Source organism: Bacillus sp. RSS_NA_20, assembly GCF_020165915.1.
Lineage (GTDB): Bacteria > Bacillota > Bacilli > Bacillales > Bacillaceae > Bacillus > Bacillus altitudinis.
In genome coordinates this window covers 1,025,458-1,042,570 of the sequence record NZ_JAIUKW010000005.1, presented here as the reverse complement: position 1 = coordinate 1,042,570, position 17,113 = coordinate 1,025,458, and the positions used below count along the sequence as shown (strand labels likewise).

The window sequence follows — 17,113 nt, the reverse complement described above, 5'->3', positions numbered from 1 at the left end:
CATGAATGATAAAGGATTTACACTGTTAGAAATGTTAATTGTTATGCTTGTGATCTCCATTCTTTTATTGATCACCATTCCAAATATCACTCGGCATCATCAAAGCATTCAAGCAAAGGGCTGTGAAGGGCTGAAATCAATGGTGAGTACACAGGTAATGGCATATGAATTAGAGCATGACGGCAAGACGCCATCTTTAGCTGAATTAGAAAAAGAAGGCTATGTCAAAAAAGGATTAACTTGTCCAAATGGAAAAGCAATTTTCATTCAAAACGGCGATGTGAAAAATGAATAAATCGCTTTTCCAGGAGAAAGGATTTACACTCATTGAGCAGCTCTTGATCGTCATGATTTTCTCTATCTTATTATCGATAATAGGTGGAAAAGTGCCCAATGTATTAGAAAGTGCTGAAGCAAAAAAGCAAGTGAACTTGCTAAAACAAGATCTTCAATTGGCATCTTATACTGCATTTATTAAAAAAACACGAGTAACTGTTGAGTTTCACCCGCCCAATGTATCTTATCAAGTCATCGAGCAGAATAGTGAGCAGATCATTGCTTCTAATCCACATAAAAAAGGCACCATCAAGCAATCCACATTTCAAAAAGGCCTTCACTTTAATAAAAACGGACATCCAAATAGCGGCGGTTCTCTCATTGTTCAATTTGGCAGTCAAATATATAAACTCACGATTTACTTAGGGAGCGGGCGGATTCATGTTCAGCAACAATAAAGGATTTAGTACGTTTGAGATGCTCTTTTCTTGCCACCTCTTTCTATTTGCTGCTCTTGTGCTCGTGCCATCCTTTGAAAAACTGACAATTGGGAAAGAAGAATTAAGGGCTAAACTTGAAGCTTATCAAATCTTACATGAGTATATGAATAAAGCTTTTATAGAAGGTCAAAATGAATCAAGTACAAAGAAACGAGGCGAGATCACATATGAATTCATTTGGGGTCAGGAGAAGGGATGTGTTTCATACAAAGTACAAAAAAAGAAGACGATTTGCTTTCGACATTTGGAGCGATGAACAAGGCTTTACACTCGCTCAAGCAATATGGCAATTGCAGCTATTTTTGCTGCTTTCTTTTGGCTGCATGCTGCTTTTATCAATTGTTGAAAAAGCTCATCCGTTTGCAGAAATCAACAAATTTTCGGAAATGGAGTGGAAACAAACGGTCCTGCAATTAGAGGAGGATCTAAATTGTGCTGTCGCTGTAAGAGCGGTGAAAAATGGAACAGCTCTGGAGTATACTTCAAGTCAAGGGCGAGTGGTGACGATTGAGCCGTATCAAGAGATGCTTCGTAAACGAACGGATCAGGCAGGTCATCTCCCTTTATTACAAAAGGTGAAACAATTCTATGTAGGAACAAAAGAGCAAACCACCACTCTCCAAGTCACAGATGTATTTGGTCAAGTACATGAAGCTGTTTTTTTCACTTACAAAGGAGTGATTCCTAAAACGTGAAAAGAGAAGACGGGTTTATTTATCCCCACGTACTTGCTGTCATACTTTTATTTTTATTGATTCTAGGCTCGATGACCATTGGGTTTCAAAAAGAGTTGAAAAGTGCAGAGCTCACGATTTCTTTTTATCAAAAACAGCAGTTATTTCGAATGGGACTAAATGAAGCTGCAAACAAATTAAATCGTATTTGTGATCAGCCATTGAGCCCAATTGTCACAGAAGAAGGCCGAGTGACGTTGAAGCGAATTGGGTGCGATGACAGAAAAAAGCTAGTCCGCCTCTTGGTTAACATCGAGACAAAGGGTGGTGTAACTGATGAGCGGGAACTAGAGATGAATAAGGAGACAGGAGAAATCAATCAATGGATCAGCACTTATTAGCGAGCGTATAAAACGGTACTCTTCTTGGTAACACTTTAAGGAAGAAGAGGTGAGTGTTCGATGAAGACAAATGATTATGTAAAATATATGACGCAGGAAATTATTAAATATATGAATACACCACGTGACGAGCGGAAAGAACATAAACAGGAAAAAATGGAGACAAAACCACCATTTTCTCAGCGTTTATTTGGTGTTCTGCCTTTTGGCTTCTCAATGATGCTAAAAAAACGTCAACGTCATCGACAAAAGTAAAAAGCCGCCAGCAGGCGGTTTTTTTCATGCCATTTTAGCTGTATTCTTCCACAACAATGACTTTATTGACCTTGTTCGAGTAAGGGTTATAGGAAATGGTGACATATACCCCAAATTCTTTGGCCTGATCTTTCAACGTAATATGATATTGCTTCACAGATTCTTTCTCCCGGTGCCGATCCCACACTTTTTGTTTGAATAAAACATGTGCTAACGGATACCGTTTTTTTGCTTCTTTGACTGCCCTTGTTTCCCATTGATCTGCGGCAGCAATGATTCCTTTTGCCTCAGCTAGATGGGCGCTTTGGATCAAAGGGCTTAACAGTAAACTGAGCATGATCATGATTCTTCCATATTTCAACTAACATCACCTCACCAATTATTATCCTGACCAAATCCTGCACTTTTATGTAAATTTTTAAGAAGTACAAATGTCACAGAAAAAAATATTGAATATGGCGAAAGAATGAGAAAATGGAAGAATTTTCTCGGTAATGTTCTTGTTTAAGAACAAAATGGACTAATTTGACGTTTTGGATTTTATAGGTAATTCCTTATACTGAGTGTAATCGTTCTTTTTAAAGAACAATTGTTCAAGGAGTTGAAAGATTCAATGAAACAGCCGCTCTTTGTACTATTTTGTGCTATTTGTTTGATTTTCACTTCTTTTTTTATTACGTCTACTAACGCTTCTTTTAACGATGTTGAGCATTCGAATTTTGTCATGAAAACATGTGAAAATTTCGAAGAGACAGATCAGCATTGCCAGCCGAAGAAATGGGATAGAAGCCATTTGAAACTGATCGATCAAAAGATTATTGAGGGGACAGTCTGTGCGCCTCAAAAGCTGAGCATGTCACTAAAAAATATTGGACAACCCATCGCACACTCTGAATGGAAGTGGGAACTACATAAAGTAGAGAGTGTTCAGGTGCCATTACAAGATGGCCATGTTATTGAAAAAGGTGCTATACAGTCCCTCTCATCAGAAGAAACGACGACTGTCACGTCAGTTAAAGCAAAAACAAATGGAATCTATTTGTTTAAAATCTATTATCCTAAAGGGTTTGGTGGTTCTGAAAAGCCATTCTTTACGTCTCAACATATGCAGCTTTCGAATTGTCAAGAAAAGGTGTCCTAAAGGGGACTAGGCTTTTGAATGAAACATGATATGCAAAGGGGAGAAAGGTATGAAAAAGTGGATGAAAATGTCTGGGAGTATTCTTTACGCGCTGGTCTTCACGATGATGATTGTGTGTATTATTGTCGTGTTGTCATCAAGAACAACAGGAGGAGATCCTCAGATTTTTGGTTATGAGTTCAAGCAAGTATTATCTGGATCAATGGAACCTGAATTTTCGACTGGTTCATTGATTGTCGTGAAACATGTCACCTCACCTGAAACACTCAAAAAAGGGGATATTATTACGTTTCAAACGAAGCAAGACCAATCCTTTGTGACTCACCGCATTGTTGGGGTGAAAGGAAAAGGAGTAAATAAAGCCTTTGAGACAAAAGGAGACCACAATATGTATCAAGACGGCACGCTCGTCAAAGCGAATCAAGTGACTGCGCAGTATACGGGCGTGAACATTCCTTATGCAGGAAAGCTTCTTTCGTATGCAGGAACTTCTGCTGGGACCGCTCTTTTGCTCATTATTCCAGGGGTGATGCTGCTTGTTTATTCAACCATTCATTTTGTTGGTGTTGCCAAACATAGAAGACATACGGCTGAGTTACATATGTCAGAGGAACAAGCATAAATTTTCGTTTGTAACCTAAATCAGGTTTCAATAAAACAATTTATTAGGGGGTTCAATCATGGCAATGAAAAAATCAATTCGTTTAGGTGTTTTATCAGGAGCATTAGGTCTTGCTTTAATTGGAGGGGGAACGTGGGCTGCATTTAATGATGTCGAGACGGCAAACGCGGTCTACTCTACAGGAGAGCTGAATCTATCTGCAAAAGAGAATTCCGGCGCCATCAACCTTGCGAACATAAAACCCGGTGACCGTATAAAGAAGGAATTTAATTTTGAAAATAAAGGGTCTCTTGCAATTAATCAAGTCCTGATGAGTCTTGATTATAGCCAGTTTCAAGATGGAACATCAGCGAAAAATGGCGGGAAGAATACAGCTGAAGAATTCCTCAGCCAATTTCAGGTGAGTGTTCTAACGGTTGGAGCCGAAGGTGGGAATGGATACCCGAAAAATATTATTTTAGACCATGCAAACCTGCTTGACCTGCATCTATTAACGTCAAAGCAGGATCAGACCGCATTTGAAAAGCTTCGTCATGCCGTCGATGAGAAGTTTTTACATGAAAGTGGTAAAATTAATGTTGCCACCGTTGATGGATCAACAGCTCCAGAGTATGACGGCATTCCAAAGAATCCGTTTGATTACGATAAAATGGAAATGATCATTGAATTTGTCAATGACCAGACGAAGGATAAAGCGGGTAACTATATCCAAAATAAATACCAAGGCGATGCGATTCAAGTTGATCTTTCCTTCGAAGCGACTCAGTGGAATGGTTTAACGATCAATCCAAAAAAGCATACGGATGAAAAAGGCTACGTGAAAGAAAACGAAAAAGCACACAGCGAAGATAAAAAATAAAGTCAGTCTTTAGACTGATAACAAGATCTGCATAGCAATTGGAGGAGTATGCGCTAAAATATGCGCATTACTCCTCTTCTTGCTTTTTTTTCCAGATTTGATAATCTAAAAATTCACGAAATTGCTTTTTCGAAACCCCTGATGTCATTGCATCTCGAACTAGTTTTTCCCATTCACTATCTAATTGACCATCGTATTCGGTTTCATCATTTTCGTTTAACAGTGTATGAACCGAGACGTCCAGAACAGCGGAGACTTTTTCAAGAAATTGAATGGAGGGGTTTGTTTGCAAGTTTCTTTCTATTGAACTTAAATAAGACTTCGCTACCCCAGCCTTTTCGGCCAGTTCTGATAGTGAGTAGCCTTTTTCATTGCGGTATTGTTTAATACGCTGGCCAATCAATGTCATCACCTTCCTTTCGATATTATAGCACATTCAGAAAGGTTTGATAGAATGACTTCTTGCCATAGGGGGAGACTCAGAGGACTTTTCGCGTGATTTGAGAAAATGACGGACTTCTTCTACTGTTAGTCCTGCTTTGCGCGCTTCGCGTAATAATTGAACCCATTCACTGTCTAATAACTTCGTTTTCTTTTCCATACAAATACCCTCCTAAAATACTGAATCGTGTATTTCAGGCACTTAACGCATGAAATGGAAAAACACAGGTGATAAGACCTCATAGATTGCTTGCGTCATGTTTCCGCCCAATACAAACAGACAAACGTTGCTTTTGATTGATCGAAAATTTGATATCACTTGAAAGGGAGGGAGACTCGCTAAGTCAGCCTCCTCTTTTTTGCTGTAAGTAAAAAAGTCCGCCATTTTCAATCGTAAGACTGATTTTTGGTTCGTATAAAGTTTTAAGTGCTTGTCTTTCTATTTCATATTCTACAGATGTGTCTGAAGTCCCTTCATAAAATTGGTTTAAAAGTTCCGAGTCTTCTTTCCACTTTTGAACAGCTCTTACTGCCCAATCATCCGGCTCTTCATTGGCATAACGTTCCATCAGGCTGTAAAGCCGTTTGACGCCGCTCTCTGGCTTAATCATCGTACTCATTGTGAAGCAATAATCAGGAATTTGAGACGACAGCTCACGTGCTTCTAGCTTCTCTTGAAATTGTTCGATGACTTCTCCGCGTATTAGATGAAGTCCAAGAGACAGCAGTTTATCTTTTTTACGGTCTGCCAGATAGGATATTTTGACATTGAGACCAAGCCACGGCTCCAGTGCGATCTGGCTGTTTGTGAGCGGTCTGACTTTTTCGTACAGCCGAATAAAACGGCCTTGCTGTTTCACAGCCTCGAATATTTGGAATAAACGAGGGGAGCCGAAGTGGACAAATTCTCCTTCGACCGAGTCATCAGCTTTTTTTTGATCGGTGATCAAAGTCAATTGCCGCGGCTCAGGTACGCCTCCCGTTTTTTCAAGCCAATGCCAATAAAAAGGACGGTTCATGATCAATTTATCCATTTCGATTGTCAGCTGTACGGTCAGGTGCCCTGCACTTTCTTCAAGTATGTCGCATTGATTTGCCTGAAAGAAACGGAGAAGAAATGTGTGAATCTCGCGCTGCTCCATTGGTCAACTCTCCTTTATGAACCTTGCTGTCTTTCTTCTAAAAGCGGTGTTTGTGCTTCTGTTAAATAGGAAGCAAATTGGGTTAATTTCTTTTTCATGTCTACGTCAGACTCGTGCTGGAAGAGAATTTGATGCAATTCTGTTTCAGCATCTTGGATATCAATTCGGGTTAAAATATCATCTAGATCGCCAATGACGTTTTCAAACAGCTGAATTTTTTCATATAAAAGTTTTAAAATATGTTCTTCGACTGTCCCGCTGGTTGCCATATTGTAAATGTGGACATCCCGCTCTTGACCGAGCCGGTGAATACGTCCAATTCTTTGTTCCAAGCGCATTGGGTTCCACGGAAGGTCGTAGTTGATGATTTGGTTGCAAAACTGAAGGTTGATCCCCTCGCCGCCTGCTTCTGTCGCGATGAGCACTTGCGCCCGCTCTCTAAATAAATCTTTCATCCAGTCTTTTTTACTCCGTTTAAACCCGCCTCGAAAAGGAACCGAACTGATGCCGTTTTGCTGGAGAAACCATTGTAAATAAATTTGTGTCGCACGGTATTCAGTGAATATAATGACTTTTTCATTTAATTGCTGAATGAGTTTAACGACTTCAAGTGCTTTAGAATTTTGTTCTACCTGGTTGATTTTCTCCATGATTTGCATCATAGCAGAAGCGCCTAGAATGTGTTTTTCCTCTTCTTGCATTTTTTTAATGGTCATATAGACGGCCTCACGGCTCGAACAGCATTCTCGTTCTAAGGTCATAATTGAAAACATGTGCTTCGTATAGGAAGGGTTTTCTTTTAACTTACAAATTTCATCATATAATGCTTGTTCTGTTGGGGAGAAATCAATAGAAATTGTCTTCACATGACGCTTTGACCACTCGATGCCAGTGTCTTGTCTCCGGTTCCGAATCATGACTTTATTGACTAACTGTTTTAGCCGGTCATGGTCTTCAAGTTGAAGATCTTTTTTGGCAAAGAGGTCTTTAAATTGTGTTTCATTACCTAAATGGCCTGGCTTCAACAGAGAGACGAGATTAAAAATTTCTCCTATCCGATTTTGGATAGGTGTGGCTGTGAGCAGTAGGCAGAACTTTTTATTCAAATTTCTCACAAACTCATAGTTTTTCGTTTTATTGTTTTTCAGTTTGTGTGCTTCATCAATAATGACCATATCGTAGGAGATGGATAAGATCGTGTCTCGATGCGGCTGTCTTTTGGCTGTATCAATTGAGGAAACCACAACATCGCACTGCTCCCACACATAGCTCTTCTTTTGCTCGACAGCATCTATGTAAAATTTTGTCCGCAGTTCTTGTACCCATTGGGACACAAGGGAGGCGGGTACGAGAATGAGAATCTTTTTGGCAAGTCCGCGAATCATGTATTCTTTGATAATCAGTCCTGCTTCAACGGTTTTTCCAAGACCCACTTCATCTGCTAAAATGGCTTTCCCATTCATCTCTTCTACGACTCTTCTAGCGACTTCGAGCTGGTGTTTTAAAGGAGTAAATGCAGGCAGGTGCGCAGGTGCTTGCAGTCCTTCAAATGAATCAATGGCTGTCACTTTTTGTACCTGTGCTGCTAAACGGTACATATCCCAATTCGCCCAGGGGCCGTCTGCTGTAAGCCGCTTTTGAAATTCACTTGCCCATTTTTGATCAAATATCGTTTGAATATTCAATGTGACCGCCTGCCTTTCTGGTAGAGTGATGATAAAATCGTTCTGTTTTTAAACGCTTCATTTTTTGATAGCGATTTAAAAGATGTTATATATCAATAAAAGCGAACGATAATGAATGATTATTTTAAAAATGTTAATGATTTTTCTGTTGCTCTTCATCCATTTCTAATGGTAGGATGTTGGTAAGTGATCTAGAGAATAAGTCACCCATTTTGATAGTATGTCCAATAAAGGTGAAGAATATGAGCGGATGATGGTATGGGGAGAGACCTAGCGGTTATTTTGCACTGACAGGCGCCGAAGGAGCAAGCTGAATTGGTTCAGTGAATCTCTCAGGCAAAAGTACTCTTACCGGACGCAACTCTGGAGAGTGTTTGCGCAGCGATTTTTAGCAAACCACCAAAGGGGAAAACGCACAATGATGTTGTGCTGTAAACTTTCAGGTGCAAGGACAGAGACTTCTTTTTGATAAAAGGGAGCGCTCTGTCCTTTTTTGCTGTGATTTTTTTCTGAAAATTCAGCTTGTGATGTGCACTGTAAGAAAAAAGGGGGAAACGATTGATGTTGAAACGAACACCGCTTTTTCATGCGTATGAAACGTTTGGCGCAAAAACCATTGACTTCGGGGGCTGGGAATTACCTGTCCAATTTTCTTCCATTAAAGAAGAACATGAAGCTGTTCGAACAAAAGCAGGGCTGTTTGACGTGTCTCACATGGGTGAGGTGGAAGTCACAGGTCAGGGAGCCCTTCCTTTTTTACAAAGGTTATTAACCAATGATCTGTCAAAGCTGACAGACGGTAAGGCACTATATACAGCCATGTGTTATGAAGATGGCGGAACGGTGGATGATCTGCTCGTCTACCAAAAAGAAAAGAACAACTATTTGCTTGTGATCAATGCTTCAAATATTGAAAAAGATGTGGATTGGCTGCTGAAACATCAAGGTGAGGAAGACGTTTCGATTAAAAATGTCTCTGATCAAACCGCCTTGTTAGCCCTTCAAGGACCTCTTGCTGCTGACATCATCAAAGGTGTTGCGGATGAAGAGGTAACATCACTGAAGCCATTTACGTTTTTATCAAAAGCAATCATTGCGCAAAAAGAGGTGCTTGTATCAAGAACCGGCTACACAGGAGAAGATGGCTTTGAAATCTACTGCCAGTCAGAAGATGCTGTTCACCTTTGGACCGCTTTATTAGAAGCAGGACAGCCGAAAGGACTGATTCCATGTGGACTCGGTGCACGTGACACCTTAAGATTTGAAGCAAGACTACCGCTTTATGGCCAAGAGCTCACGAAGGATATTTCTCCTTTAGAAGGCGGCATTGGTTTTGCTGTTAAAACGGATAAAGAAGCAGATTTTATCGGAAAAGATGCACTTAAAAAACAAAAAGAAGAAGGTCCGAAGCGAAAGCTTGTCGGGATTGAAATGATAGATAAGGGGATTCCGCGGACAGACTATCCAGTCTTCTCAGGAGATAAGCAGATTGGTGTAGTCACAACCGGTACACAATCTCCAACATTAAAGAAAAATATTGGGCTTGCATTGATTGAAACATCAGAGGCGCAGCTTGGGACAGAAGTGGAAGTGCAAGTTCGTAAAAAACGTCTAAAAGCCAAAATCGTCGCCACACCATTTTATAAAAGAGCCAAATAACGAGGAGGAATAGAGGATGAAGCACAGGTATTTGCCGCAAACAGAGCAAGATCAAAAAGAAATGCTGGATGTCATCGGTGTTCAGTCGATTGATGAGCTTTTCTCAGATATCCCAGAGAAAGTCAGATTCAAAGGTGCATACAACATCAAAGAAGCCGCATCTGAAACAGAGCTAGTGCGGGAATTGTCTCGTCTTGCTGCAAAAAATAAAGATACAGTGGCCTATGCCTCGTTTTTAGGTGCTGGTGTGTATGATCATTACCAGCCTGTGATTGTAGACCATGTGATTTCACGTTCTGAATTTTATACAGCGTACACACCTTATCAGCCTGAAATTTCTCAAGGTGAATTGCAAGCAATCTTTGAATTTCAAACAATGATTGCTGAGCTGACCGGTATGGATCTTGCCAACTCCTCGATGTATGATGGCGGAACGGCATTAGCTGAAGCGGCGATGCTGGCTGCAGGACATACAAAGAAGAAAAAGATTGTGGTCTCTGAAACGGTTCATCCTGAATCAAGAGCGGTGCTGAAAACATATGCGAAAGGACAGCATATTGAAGTCGTCGAGGTACCTGCGCGAAAAGGTCAGACCGATCTAGCTGCATTAGAAGAAGCTGTCTGCGAGGAAACAGCAGCGGTCCTTGTACAATACCCAAACTTCTTCGGTGTTGTCGAACCGTTAAAAGACATTGAACCGATTGCACATAAAGGGAAAAGTCTGTTCATCGTCTCAAGTAACCCGCTTGCACTTGGTTTACTGACACCTCCAGGAAAGCTTGGAGCAGATATTGTCGTTGGTGATGCGCAGCCATTTGGCATTCCAGCTGCATTTGGCGGACCTCATTGTGGATATTTCGCTGTGACGAAAAAATTAATGCGGAAAGTGCCGGGGCGTTTAGTCGGACAAACAGAAGACGAGAACGGTGTGCGAGGATTTGTGCTGACCCTTCAAGCGCGCGAGCAGCATATCCGAAGAGACAAAGCGACTTCAAATATTTGTTCAAACCAAGCATTAAATGCGTTAGCCGCTTCTGTTGCGATGACGGCGCTTGGAAAAACAGGTATCAAAGACATTGCCTATCAAAACGTACAAAAAGCCCATTATGCCAAGACGCAGGCAGAAAAACACGGGTTACAGGCTGAAATAGAGGGCGCTCATTTTAATGAATTTGTGTTGAAACTGAATGAACCTGTGAAAGAAGCCAATAAACGATTACTTGAAAAAGGAATCATCGGCGGATATGACTTGGGACGGGATTATCCAGAGCTTCAGCAGCATATGCTTGTCGCTGTGACAGAACTAAGAACAAAAGAAGAAATTGATACGTTCATCAAGGAATTGGGGGATCGTCATGAATAAACAAGATCAGCCGCTTATTTTTGAATTATCCAAAGAAGGAAGAATTGGTTACAGCCTGCCTGATTTAGACGTACCTGAGGAGAAGCTCCCAGATTTATTTGATGAAACGTATATCCGCCATGAAGATGCGGAGCTGCCAGAGGTTTCTGAACTGGATATTATGCGTCACTACACAGCGTTATCTAGACGTAATCACGGGGTCGATTCTGGCTTTTATCCTCTAGGCTCTTGTACGATGAAATATAATCCTAAGATTAACGAAAAGGTGGCACGTCTTGCAGGCTTCTCGCATGTGCATCCACTTCAAGAGGCAGACACTGTGCAAGGTGCATTAGAGTTACTTTATGATTTAGGTGACCATTTAGAAGAAATTACAGGAATGGACGCTGTGACATTACAGCCTGCGGCAGGAGCACATGGCGAATGGACGGGGCTCATGATGATTCGTGCATACCATGAAGCAAGAGGAGATCATAAACGAACAAAAGTCATCGTGCCTGATTCTGCTCATGGGACAAATCCCGCATCTGCAACAGTAGCTGGATTTGAAACGATTACGGTGGCATCTAATGAACATGGGCTTGTCGATTTAGACGACCTGCGCCGTGTTGTCAATGAAGAAACGGCGGCTCTCATGCTCACAAATCCAAATACACTTGGCCTTTTTGAAGAAAATATTTTAGAAATGGCTGAAATCGTCCACGGAGCAGGCGGGAAGCTTTATTATGATGGAGCGAACTTAAATGCTGTATTAAGCAGAGCAAGACCGGGGGATATGGGATTTGATGTGGTTCACTTAAATCTTCATAAAACCTTTACAGGTCCACACGGAGGAGGAGGCCCTGGTTCAGGTCCAGTTGGCGTGAAAAAGGATTTGATTCCATATTTGCCAAAGCCAGTGCTTGTGAAGAAAGATGATCGTTATTTCTTTGATTACGATCGTCCAGAATCCATCGGCCGTGTGAAACCGTTCTATGGGAACTTTGGTATCAATGTCAGAGCGTATGCGTATATCCGCTCTATGGGACCAGACGGCTTAAAGGCTGTAACTGATCATGCGGTGTTGAATGCAAACTATATGATGCGCCGCTTATGTGCTCATTATGATTTGCCATTTGATCGCCACTGTAAGCATGAATTTGTCCTTTCAGGTAAACGTCAAAAGAAACTAGGTGTGCGGACACTTGATATTGCCAAACGATTACTTGATTTTGGCTATCATCCGCCAACAATTTACTTCCCGCTAAATGTAGAGGAATGTATCATGATTGAACCAACTGAAACAGAATCAAAAGAAACCCTTGATGCATTTATTGAAGCGATGATTCAAATCGCAAAAGAAGCGGAAGAGAACCCAGAAATCGTACAGGAAGCACCACATACAACCGTTGTGAAACGAATGGATGAAACAAAGGCAGCACGGAATCCAGTGCTAGTTTTTGAAAGAAAATAAAAAGACTCATGGGGGCAATAGCTCCCAGAGTCTTTTTTGTTAGTTCTTTGTTTTAATGCGGCCGCCCCATTTTTTAAAGCCGCCCTTTAAATTATAAATCTCACGACAGCCATTTTTACGTAACGTTTGAGCAGCCTTTCCGCTTCTCAAATTATTTTGGCAATAGAGATAAACAGGCTTGTCAGGGCGTATTTCATTTTTGCGCTGCTTTAATTGTGAAAGGGGAATGTTTCTTGCGCCTAAAATATGTCCACCTTCAAACTCATTTGGTTCTCTCACATCAATGAGTTGGGCTTTGCGGTAACCTTTGATAAATTCTGCTTCCGTCAGCGTTTTCATAATGCGCTGCTGATAAATGTAACTGCCGATGGAATAAAGAACGAAAAGTCCACAAAGTGAGAGGACGATATAGTTGAATATTGGCAATACGACTCGACTCCTTCTTGAGCATCAGCACAGTCACCTGTCTGATGGTACGTTTTAGACAAATACTATTATAGTAAAGCAAAAGAAACTTGTCATCATAAATGGTAAGAATTATTTTCAATTCCTTCCCTATTTGATAGACTGATGAAGAGAGAAAATCGGTGGTCACCACCGTCATCTAACATTGACTACGTAAAAGAGAAGGGATTTTATATGCAAAAAGAGAAATGGTGTTTCATTGATACAGGAAACCAAGACCCTGCCTTTAACATGGCAATGGACGAAGCCTTGCTTTATTGGCATAGCGAGAAGCTGATCCCGCCTGTGATCCGTTTTTATGGTTGGAATCCAGCGACATTATCTGTTGGATATTTTCAACATGTTGAAAAAGAAATCAACATGGAAGCGGTTGAGCGCTATGGTCTTGGATTTGTTCGCAGGCCTACAGGAGGCCGCGGCGTTCTTCATGATCAGGAATTGACCTACAGTGTCATCGTGTCAGAAGAGCACCCAGAGATGCCGGCGACGGTGACAGAGGCATACCGCGTCATTTCAGAAGGGATTTTAGAGGGCTTTAAAGAACTGGGACTCGATGCGTATTTTGCTATTCCTCGTACAGAAAAAGAAAAAGAAAGCTTAAAAAATCCAAGATCGTCTGTATGTTTTGATGCGCCTTCATGGTACGAGCTTGTTGTAGAAGGCAGAAAAGTAGCAGGCAGTGCGCAAACAAGGCAAAAAGGTGTGATCCTCCAGCATGGCTCGATTTTAATTGATCTTGATGAGGATAAATTGTTTGATTTATTTCTGTATCCAAACGACCGGGTGAGAGAGCGCATGCAGCGCAGCTTTAAAAACAAAGCGGTGGCGATCAATGAAATTTCAGATCGAACATGCACGATAGACGATGCGCGTGTTGCATTTAAACGAGGATTTGAAAAAGGATTAAATATCGAGCTTGTGCCTTATGAGCTGACAGATGAAGAGTTGGCATTTGTTCATCACCTCGCCAAAACGAAATACGCCACAGATGATTGGAATTACAAGCGTTAAGACGAAGGACTCTTCTTGTTTTTTAATGGGCGATGGTGTAGAATTGTTATGATTATTAAGTAAAGGTGCATTTTGGAGGGGTTTTATGACTACACCTAGTATGGAAGATTATATTGAACAAATTTATATGCTGATAGAAGAAAAAGGATATGCAAGAGTATCTGATATTGCAGAAGCCCTCGCTGTCCATCCCTCCTCTGTAACAAAAATGGTTCAGAAGCTAGATAAAGATGAATACCTCATTTATGAGAAATATCGTGGTCTAATTTTAACCCCGAAAGGCAAAAAAATTGGAAAACGTCTCGTATACAGACATGAACTGCTAGAGCAATTTTTAAGAATCATTGGTGTAGATGAAGAGAAAATTTATGATGATGTAGAAGGTATTGAGCATCATCTCAGCTGGAACAGCATTGACCGTATTGGCGACCTCGTCCAATTCTTTGAAGAAAACGATGAGCGATCTGTTCAGCTGAAAGCGATTCAAAAGAAAAACGAACAAACAAATCAAGAATCTTAAGAAAAAGGACACCTGTCGAAGGGTGTCCTTTTAAATTGTTGACAAAGGGGTAAAATGTACTTTATTTTAGCTCTTTGTCTTCTTTTCAGCGTGAAAGAAAACTTTTGCAGTCTAGGAAGGACGAGCATCGGAGCGGAGCGAATTTGACATTCGTGAGCACCGGAGCGCAGGACTGACACCGAATGCGAGGGTTTGTCTACACGCTGAAAGGACACCTGTCGAAGGGTGTCCTTTTTGAATATAGTTCTAATGAAAGGCAATTGCTCCTACACTATTAATAGTGTGACAGAAAAGGGGGCTCCTTGATGAAGATAGATGGTGTGTTCTCAGGTGGAGGCATTAAGGGTGCAGCACTTGCAGGCGCCTATGAAGCGCTTGAAGCAAGAGGATTTCAATTTGTCCGTCTCGCTGGAACAAGTGCGGGAGCGATCATTGCTTCACTCATCGCAGCGGGTTTTACGAGTCAGGAGATTCGGGAGCTGTTAGACGAAATGGATGAGCATCAATTGCTTGATCGAAGGTGTCAATTCATCCCGTTTAAAATGCTCAGGTGGGTGTCTATTTATTGGCGTCTTGGCCTTTACAAAGGTGACCGTCTAGAAAAATGGCTGACAGACGTGTTAAAACGAAAAGGCGTCACCGTATTCGGGGATCTGAAAAAAGATACGCTCAAAATCGTCGCTTCTGATTTAACAAATGGCAAAATCCTCGTCCTTCCAGATGACCTTCCTTCCTATGGGTTAAATCCAGAACGGTTTTCTGTTGCCAGAGCCATTCGGATGAGCTGCAGTCTGCCGTATTTTTTCGAACCTGTCAAACTGAGGTCTTCAAAAGGAATTTGTACCATAGTAGATGGCGGCGTGCTCAGCAACTTTCCGATTTGGCTTTTTGCTGAAGAGAAAAAAAGACCGTTTGTCGGTGTCACATTAACCCCAAACGAAAAAGAACGCCCTCAACATTCCATCCGCAATGCGTTTGAACTGTTTGGCGCTCTATTTGAAACGATGCGTGGTGCTCATGACGAAAGACATATTGCCACAAAACACGAACGTCATATTATTTTTATTCCTGTAGAACACGTCATTGCCACTGATTTTCAGCTGATGACAGAAAAGAAAAAGGCGCTCGTCGATCTAGGCAGACAGAAGGCCGAGCAATTTTTAAAGAGCTGGACATTTTAAAATAAGGCGCGATTTTTCTTTTTGTTTTTCTTGCCTTCAATGACTGTCAAATGTGTTTGGCTTTTCTTTTTGAGAAGGACGGGCTTCGACTTGTGGTCAGTCGGCACGCTTCGCAAATGAGTGACCCGGTTTTTCATCTGGCTTTTCGTTTTTGGTTTAGGCTGCTGGTAGCGACGTTTTGATTGTTTGACTGCTTTACGATAAAGATTTCCTTCTGTTCCAGTTCTTCGATTCATCAGCCATCTAAATAAGAAAAATAGAACCGCTCCAACGATCACAACTGATAGCAGCATTGTAAAAAGTCTGCTTGGATTCGTTGTGAGTAAATACACAAATCCCAAAACACCTAAAGCGAAAATAATGGTAAAAGCAGGATGTACTCGGCGATTCATAACTGTCCACCTCCGAAAGAATTTACCGGATTTATAAGCTAGATCACTTGATGAGCAGAATCTGATGCTTGTTTCGCAGATGCTTCCTCTAAGCGAAGAAGTTCATTAAAACTTGCAATGGCTACCTCGACTTGATCATCAGAGGGTTCTTTTGTTGTAAGCAATTGCAGCCAAAGGCCAGGATAGCCAAGCACTTTAAGCACTGGCACGTCACGGAGTTTGTTTGTGAGCTGAAGCACTTCAAATGAAATGCCCAGAACAACCGGAATAAGCGCCAAGCGATTCAGAACTCTCACCCATAAAGGATCTGTCGGTACGAGTAAATAGACGAACATGCCGACAATGACAGTGAATAAAATAAAGCTGCTGCCGCATCGATAATGCAGGCGAGATTGGCTTTGGACATTTTCCACTGTGATGTCAAGATTCTGTTCATAGCAGTTTATGACTTTATGTTCTGCCCCATGATATTGAAATACCCTTTTAATTAAAGGGGTCATGGAAATAAAGTAAATATAGCCTAATAACAGGATCAATTTAAAGAATGTTTCCACTGCAATTTGTGCGAAGTTTCCAGAAAACACCGGACGCACAAGTTCAGCTAAAAAGACAGGCACTAAAGTAAAGACAAATTTACTAAAAAGAAGAGAGAGAACTCCGATCACAGCAATGCCGAAGATCATTGATAATTTCGAGCTTTTTTGTTCTTTTTCAAGAGAATGATCTTCAGAAGGATCTAAGTCATAGCGCTCGCTGGAGAAGTTTAAGTGCTTACTGCCGTTTGCGCTTGCTTCAACAAGTGCAGCAACACCCCTGACAAAAGGGATTTTCTTAAGAAAGGCGGTTCGTTTATTGGAGGTCCGGGGAAGCTTTAAAAACTCAATCGACTCATCCTTACGCCGAATCGCTGTCACATAGTTCATTTTACCTCCGAACATGACACCTTCCACAACTGCCTGCCCTCCATATGCTGGAGGTTTTGTTTGATTGGACATATTTCATCAACCTGCCTGTTTCCTGTAATTTACATGCATTTCCTTATACCTTTATTGTACAGGAAAAGAGGGGAAATC

Annotated in this window: 23 protein-coding genes and 1 riboswitch; of the genes, 15 read left to right on the top strand and 8 right to left on the bottom strand. The window is 41.3% G+C overall.

Annotated features, from left to right (window positions below; all coding sequences use genetic code 11):
- Position 1 precedes the first annotated feature (1 nt).
- The 6 genes from comGC to LCD32_RS10880 are packed head-to-tail and all read left to right on the top strand — an operon-like array spanning position 2 to position 2,106.
- Positions 2 to 295 (top strand): competence type IV pilus major pilin ComGC, encoded by a 294-nt coding sequence (gene comGC, locus LCD32_RS10905; RefSeq protein WP_008342186.1) that lies wholly within the window; start codon positions 2 to 4, stop codon positions 293 to 295.
- On the top strand, positions 288 to 734 hold the full coding sequence (comGD, locus tag LCD32_RS10900) for a competence type IV pilus minor pilin ComGD (RefSeq protein ID WP_017357985.1): 447 nt from the start codon (positions 288 to 290) through the stop codon (positions 732 to 734). Before comGC ends, comGD begins: the two co-directional genes overlap by 8 nt.
- Entirely contained in the window at positions 718 to 1,032 is a 315-nt protein-coding gene (gene comGE / locus LCD32_RS10895) for a competence type IV pilus minor pilin ComGE (protein ID WP_007501227.1), read from the top strand. The genes comGD and comGE overlap by 17 nt, the downstream gene beginning before the upstream one ends.
- Positions 974 to 1,471, top strand: coding sequence for a competence type IV pilus minor pilin ComGF (gene comGF / locus LCD32_RS10890; RefSeq protein ID WP_046343974.1), 498 nt, complete (start codon positions 974 to 976; stop codon positions 1,469 to 1,471). Before comGE ends, comGF begins: the two co-directional genes overlap by 59 nt.
- A complete protein-coding gene (locus tag LCD32_RS10885) occupies positions 1,468 to 1,851 on the top strand; it encodes a competence type IV pilus minor pilin ComGG (protein ID WP_024718845.1) in 384 nt (127 codons plus the stop codon). The genes comGF and LCD32_RS10885 overlap by 4 nt, the downstream gene beginning before the upstream one ends.
- Before the next feature lie 60 nt (positions 1,852 to 1,911).
- Entirely contained in the window at positions 1,912 to 2,106 is a 195-nt protein-coding gene (locus LCD32_RS10880; protein ID WP_008342191.1) for a YqzE family protein, read from the top strand.
- 34 nt (positions 2,107 to 2,140) lie between these two features.
- Here the strand turns inward: LCD32_RS10880 and LCD32_RS10875 are convergent, their stop codons facing one another.
- The gene (locus LCD32_RS10875; protein WP_025207617.1) at positions 2,141 to 2,467 is read right to left on the bottom strand and encodes a DUF3889 domain-containing protein; all 327 of its coding nucleotides are present in this window, start codon (positions 2,465 to 2,467) and stop codon (positions 2,141 to 2,143) included.
- Positions 2,468 to 2,719: 252 nt separating this feature from the next.
- Between LCD32_RS10875 and tapA the strand changes: the two genes are divergently transcribed.
- The 3 genes from tapA to tasA are packed head-to-tail and all read left to right on the top strand — an operon-like array spanning position 2,720 to position 4,728.
- Positions 2,720 to 3,247 (top strand): amyloid fiber anchoring/assembly protein TapA, encoded by a 528-nt coding sequence (tapA, locus tag LCD32_RS10870; protein ID WP_060781187.1) that lies wholly within the window; start codon positions 2,720 to 2,722, stop codon positions 3,245 to 3,247.
- Positions 3,248 to 3,296: 49 nt separating this feature from the next.
- On the top strand, positions 3,297 to 3,869 hold the full coding sequence (sipW, locus tag LCD32_RS10865) for a signal peptidase I SipW (RefSeq protein WP_224563753.1): 573 nt from the start codon (positions 3,297 to 3,299) through the stop codon (positions 3,867 to 3,869).
- Positions 3,870 to 3,927: 58 nt separating this feature from the next.
- Positions 3,928 to 4,728: a biofilm matrix protein TasA gene (gene tasA / locus LCD32_RS10860; RefSeq protein ID WP_008342195.1), complete on the top strand. Its 801-nt coding sequence runs from the start codon at positions 3,928 to 3,930 to the stop codon at positions 4,726 to 4,728.
- A 67-nt stretch (positions 4,729 to 4,795) separates the two neighbouring features.
- On the opposite strand, the gene sinR is transcribed toward tasA, so the two are convergent.
- The 4 genes from sinR to LCD32_RS10840 form a co-directional block, all read right to left on the bottom strand.
- A complete protein-coding gene (gene sinR / locus LCD32_RS10855) occupies positions 4,796 to 5,131 on the bottom strand; it encodes a transcriptional regulator SinR (protein WP_017357978.1) in 336 nt (111 codons plus the stop codon).
- Positions 5,132 to 5,164: 33 nt separating this feature from the next.
- A complete protein-coding gene (locus tag LCD32_RS10850) occupies positions 5,165 to 5,329 on the bottom strand; it encodes an anti-repressor SinI family protein (RefSeq protein WP_008342197.1) in 165 nt (54 codons plus the stop codon).
- A 184-nt stretch (positions 5,330 to 5,513) separates the two neighbouring features.
- Positions 5,514 to 6,311 carry a YqhG family protein gene (locus tag LCD32_RS10845; RefSeq protein ID WP_035702783.1) on the bottom strand — a complete coding sequence of 266 codons (798 nt, stop codon included), beginning with the start codon at positions 6,309 to 6,311 and terminating at the stop codon, positions 5,514 to 5,516.
- A gap of 14 nt (positions 6,312 to 6,325) precedes the next feature.
- On the bottom strand, positions 6,326 to 7,996 hold the full coding sequence (locus tag LCD32_RS10840; protein WP_017357976.1) for a DEAD/DEAH box helicase: 1,671 nt from the start codon (positions 7,994 to 7,996) through the stop codon (positions 6,326 to 6,328).
- Between the two features lie 250 nt (positions 7,997 to 8,246).
- Positions 8,247 to 8,354, top strand: a riboswitch (glycine riboswitch).
- 203 nt (positions 8,355 to 8,557) lie between these two features.
- Here LCD32_RS10840 and gcvT point away from each other — a divergent pair.
- From gcvT to gcvPB, 3 genes are read left to right on the top strand one after another with little or no spacing between them, the layout of a single operon-like run.
- The gene (gcvT, locus tag LCD32_RS10835) at positions 8,558 to 9,655 is read left to right on the top strand and encodes a glycine cleavage system aminomethyltransferase GcvT (protein ID WP_017357975.1); all 1,098 of its coding nucleotides are present in this window, start codon (positions 8,558 to 8,560) and stop codon (positions 9,653 to 9,655) included.
- Between the two features lie 16 nt (positions 9,656 to 9,671).
- Complete coding sequence (gene gcvPA, locus LCD32_RS10830; RefSeq protein ID WP_017357974.1) at positions 9,672 to 11,018, top strand: aminomethyl-transferring glycine dehydrogenase subunit GcvPA; 1,347 nt, start codon at positions 9,672 to 9,674, stop codon at positions 11,016 to 11,018.
- A complete protein-coding gene (gcvPB, locus tag LCD32_RS10825) occupies positions 11,011 to 12,471 on the top strand; it encodes an aminomethyl-transferring glycine dehydrogenase subunit GcvPB (protein WP_017357973.1) in 1,461 nt (486 codons plus the stop codon). Before gcvPA ends, gcvPB begins: the two co-directional genes overlap by 8 nt.
- A 39-nt stretch (positions 12,472 to 12,510) precedes the next feature.
- Here gcvPB and LCD32_RS10820 read toward each other — a convergent pair whose 3' ends face one another.
- Positions 12,511 to 12,891: a rhodanese-like domain-containing protein gene (locus LCD32_RS10820; RefSeq protein ID WP_024718853.1), complete on the bottom strand. Its 381-nt coding sequence runs from the start codon at positions 12,889 to 12,891 to the stop codon at positions 12,511 to 12,513.
- A gap of 219 nt (positions 12,892 to 13,110) precedes the next feature.
- Between LCD32_RS10820 and LCD32_RS10815 the strand changes: the two genes are divergently transcribed.
- The 3 genes from LCD32_RS10815 to LCD32_RS10805 all read left to right on the top strand — a co-directional run bounded on the left by LCD32_RS10815 (position 13,111) and on the right by LCD32_RS10805 (position 15,648).
- Positions 13,111 to 13,947, top strand: coding sequence for a biotin/lipoate A/B protein ligase family protein (locus LCD32_RS10815; RefSeq protein ID WP_017357972.1), 837 nt, complete (start codon positions 13,111 to 13,113; stop codon positions 13,945 to 13,947).
- 85 nt (positions 13,948 to 14,032) lie between these two features.
- A complete protein-coding gene (mntR, locus tag LCD32_RS10810; protein ID WP_003215946.1) occupies positions 14,033 to 14,467 on the top strand; it encodes a transcriptional regulator MntR in 435 nt (144 codons plus the stop codon).
- A gap of 305 nt (positions 14,468 to 14,772) precedes the next feature.
- Positions 14,773 to 15,648, top strand: a complete 876-nt coding sequence (locus tag LCD32_RS10805) for a patatin-like phospholipase family protein (RefSeq protein ID WP_008342205.1) — start codon at positions 14,773 to 14,775, stop codon at positions 15,646 to 15,648.
- Here the strand turns inward: LCD32_RS10805 and LCD32_RS10800 are convergent.
- Entirely contained in the window at positions 15,645 to 16,040 is a 396-nt protein-coding gene (locus LCD32_RS10800) for an SA1362 family protein (protein WP_007501201.1), read from the bottom strand. The two genes, LCD32_RS10805 and LCD32_RS10800, sit on opposite strands and share 4 nt — an antisense overlap.
- A 38-nt stretch (positions 16,041 to 16,078) precedes the next feature.
- Positions 16,079 to 17,035 carry a DUF1385 domain-containing protein gene (locus tag LCD32_RS10795; RefSeq protein WP_017357970.1) on the bottom strand — a complete coding sequence of 319 codons (957 nt, stop codon included), beginning with the start codon at positions 17,033 to 17,035 and terminating at the stop codon, positions 16,079 to 16,081.
- Between the last annotated feature and the right edge of the window lie 78 nt (positions 17,036 to 17,113).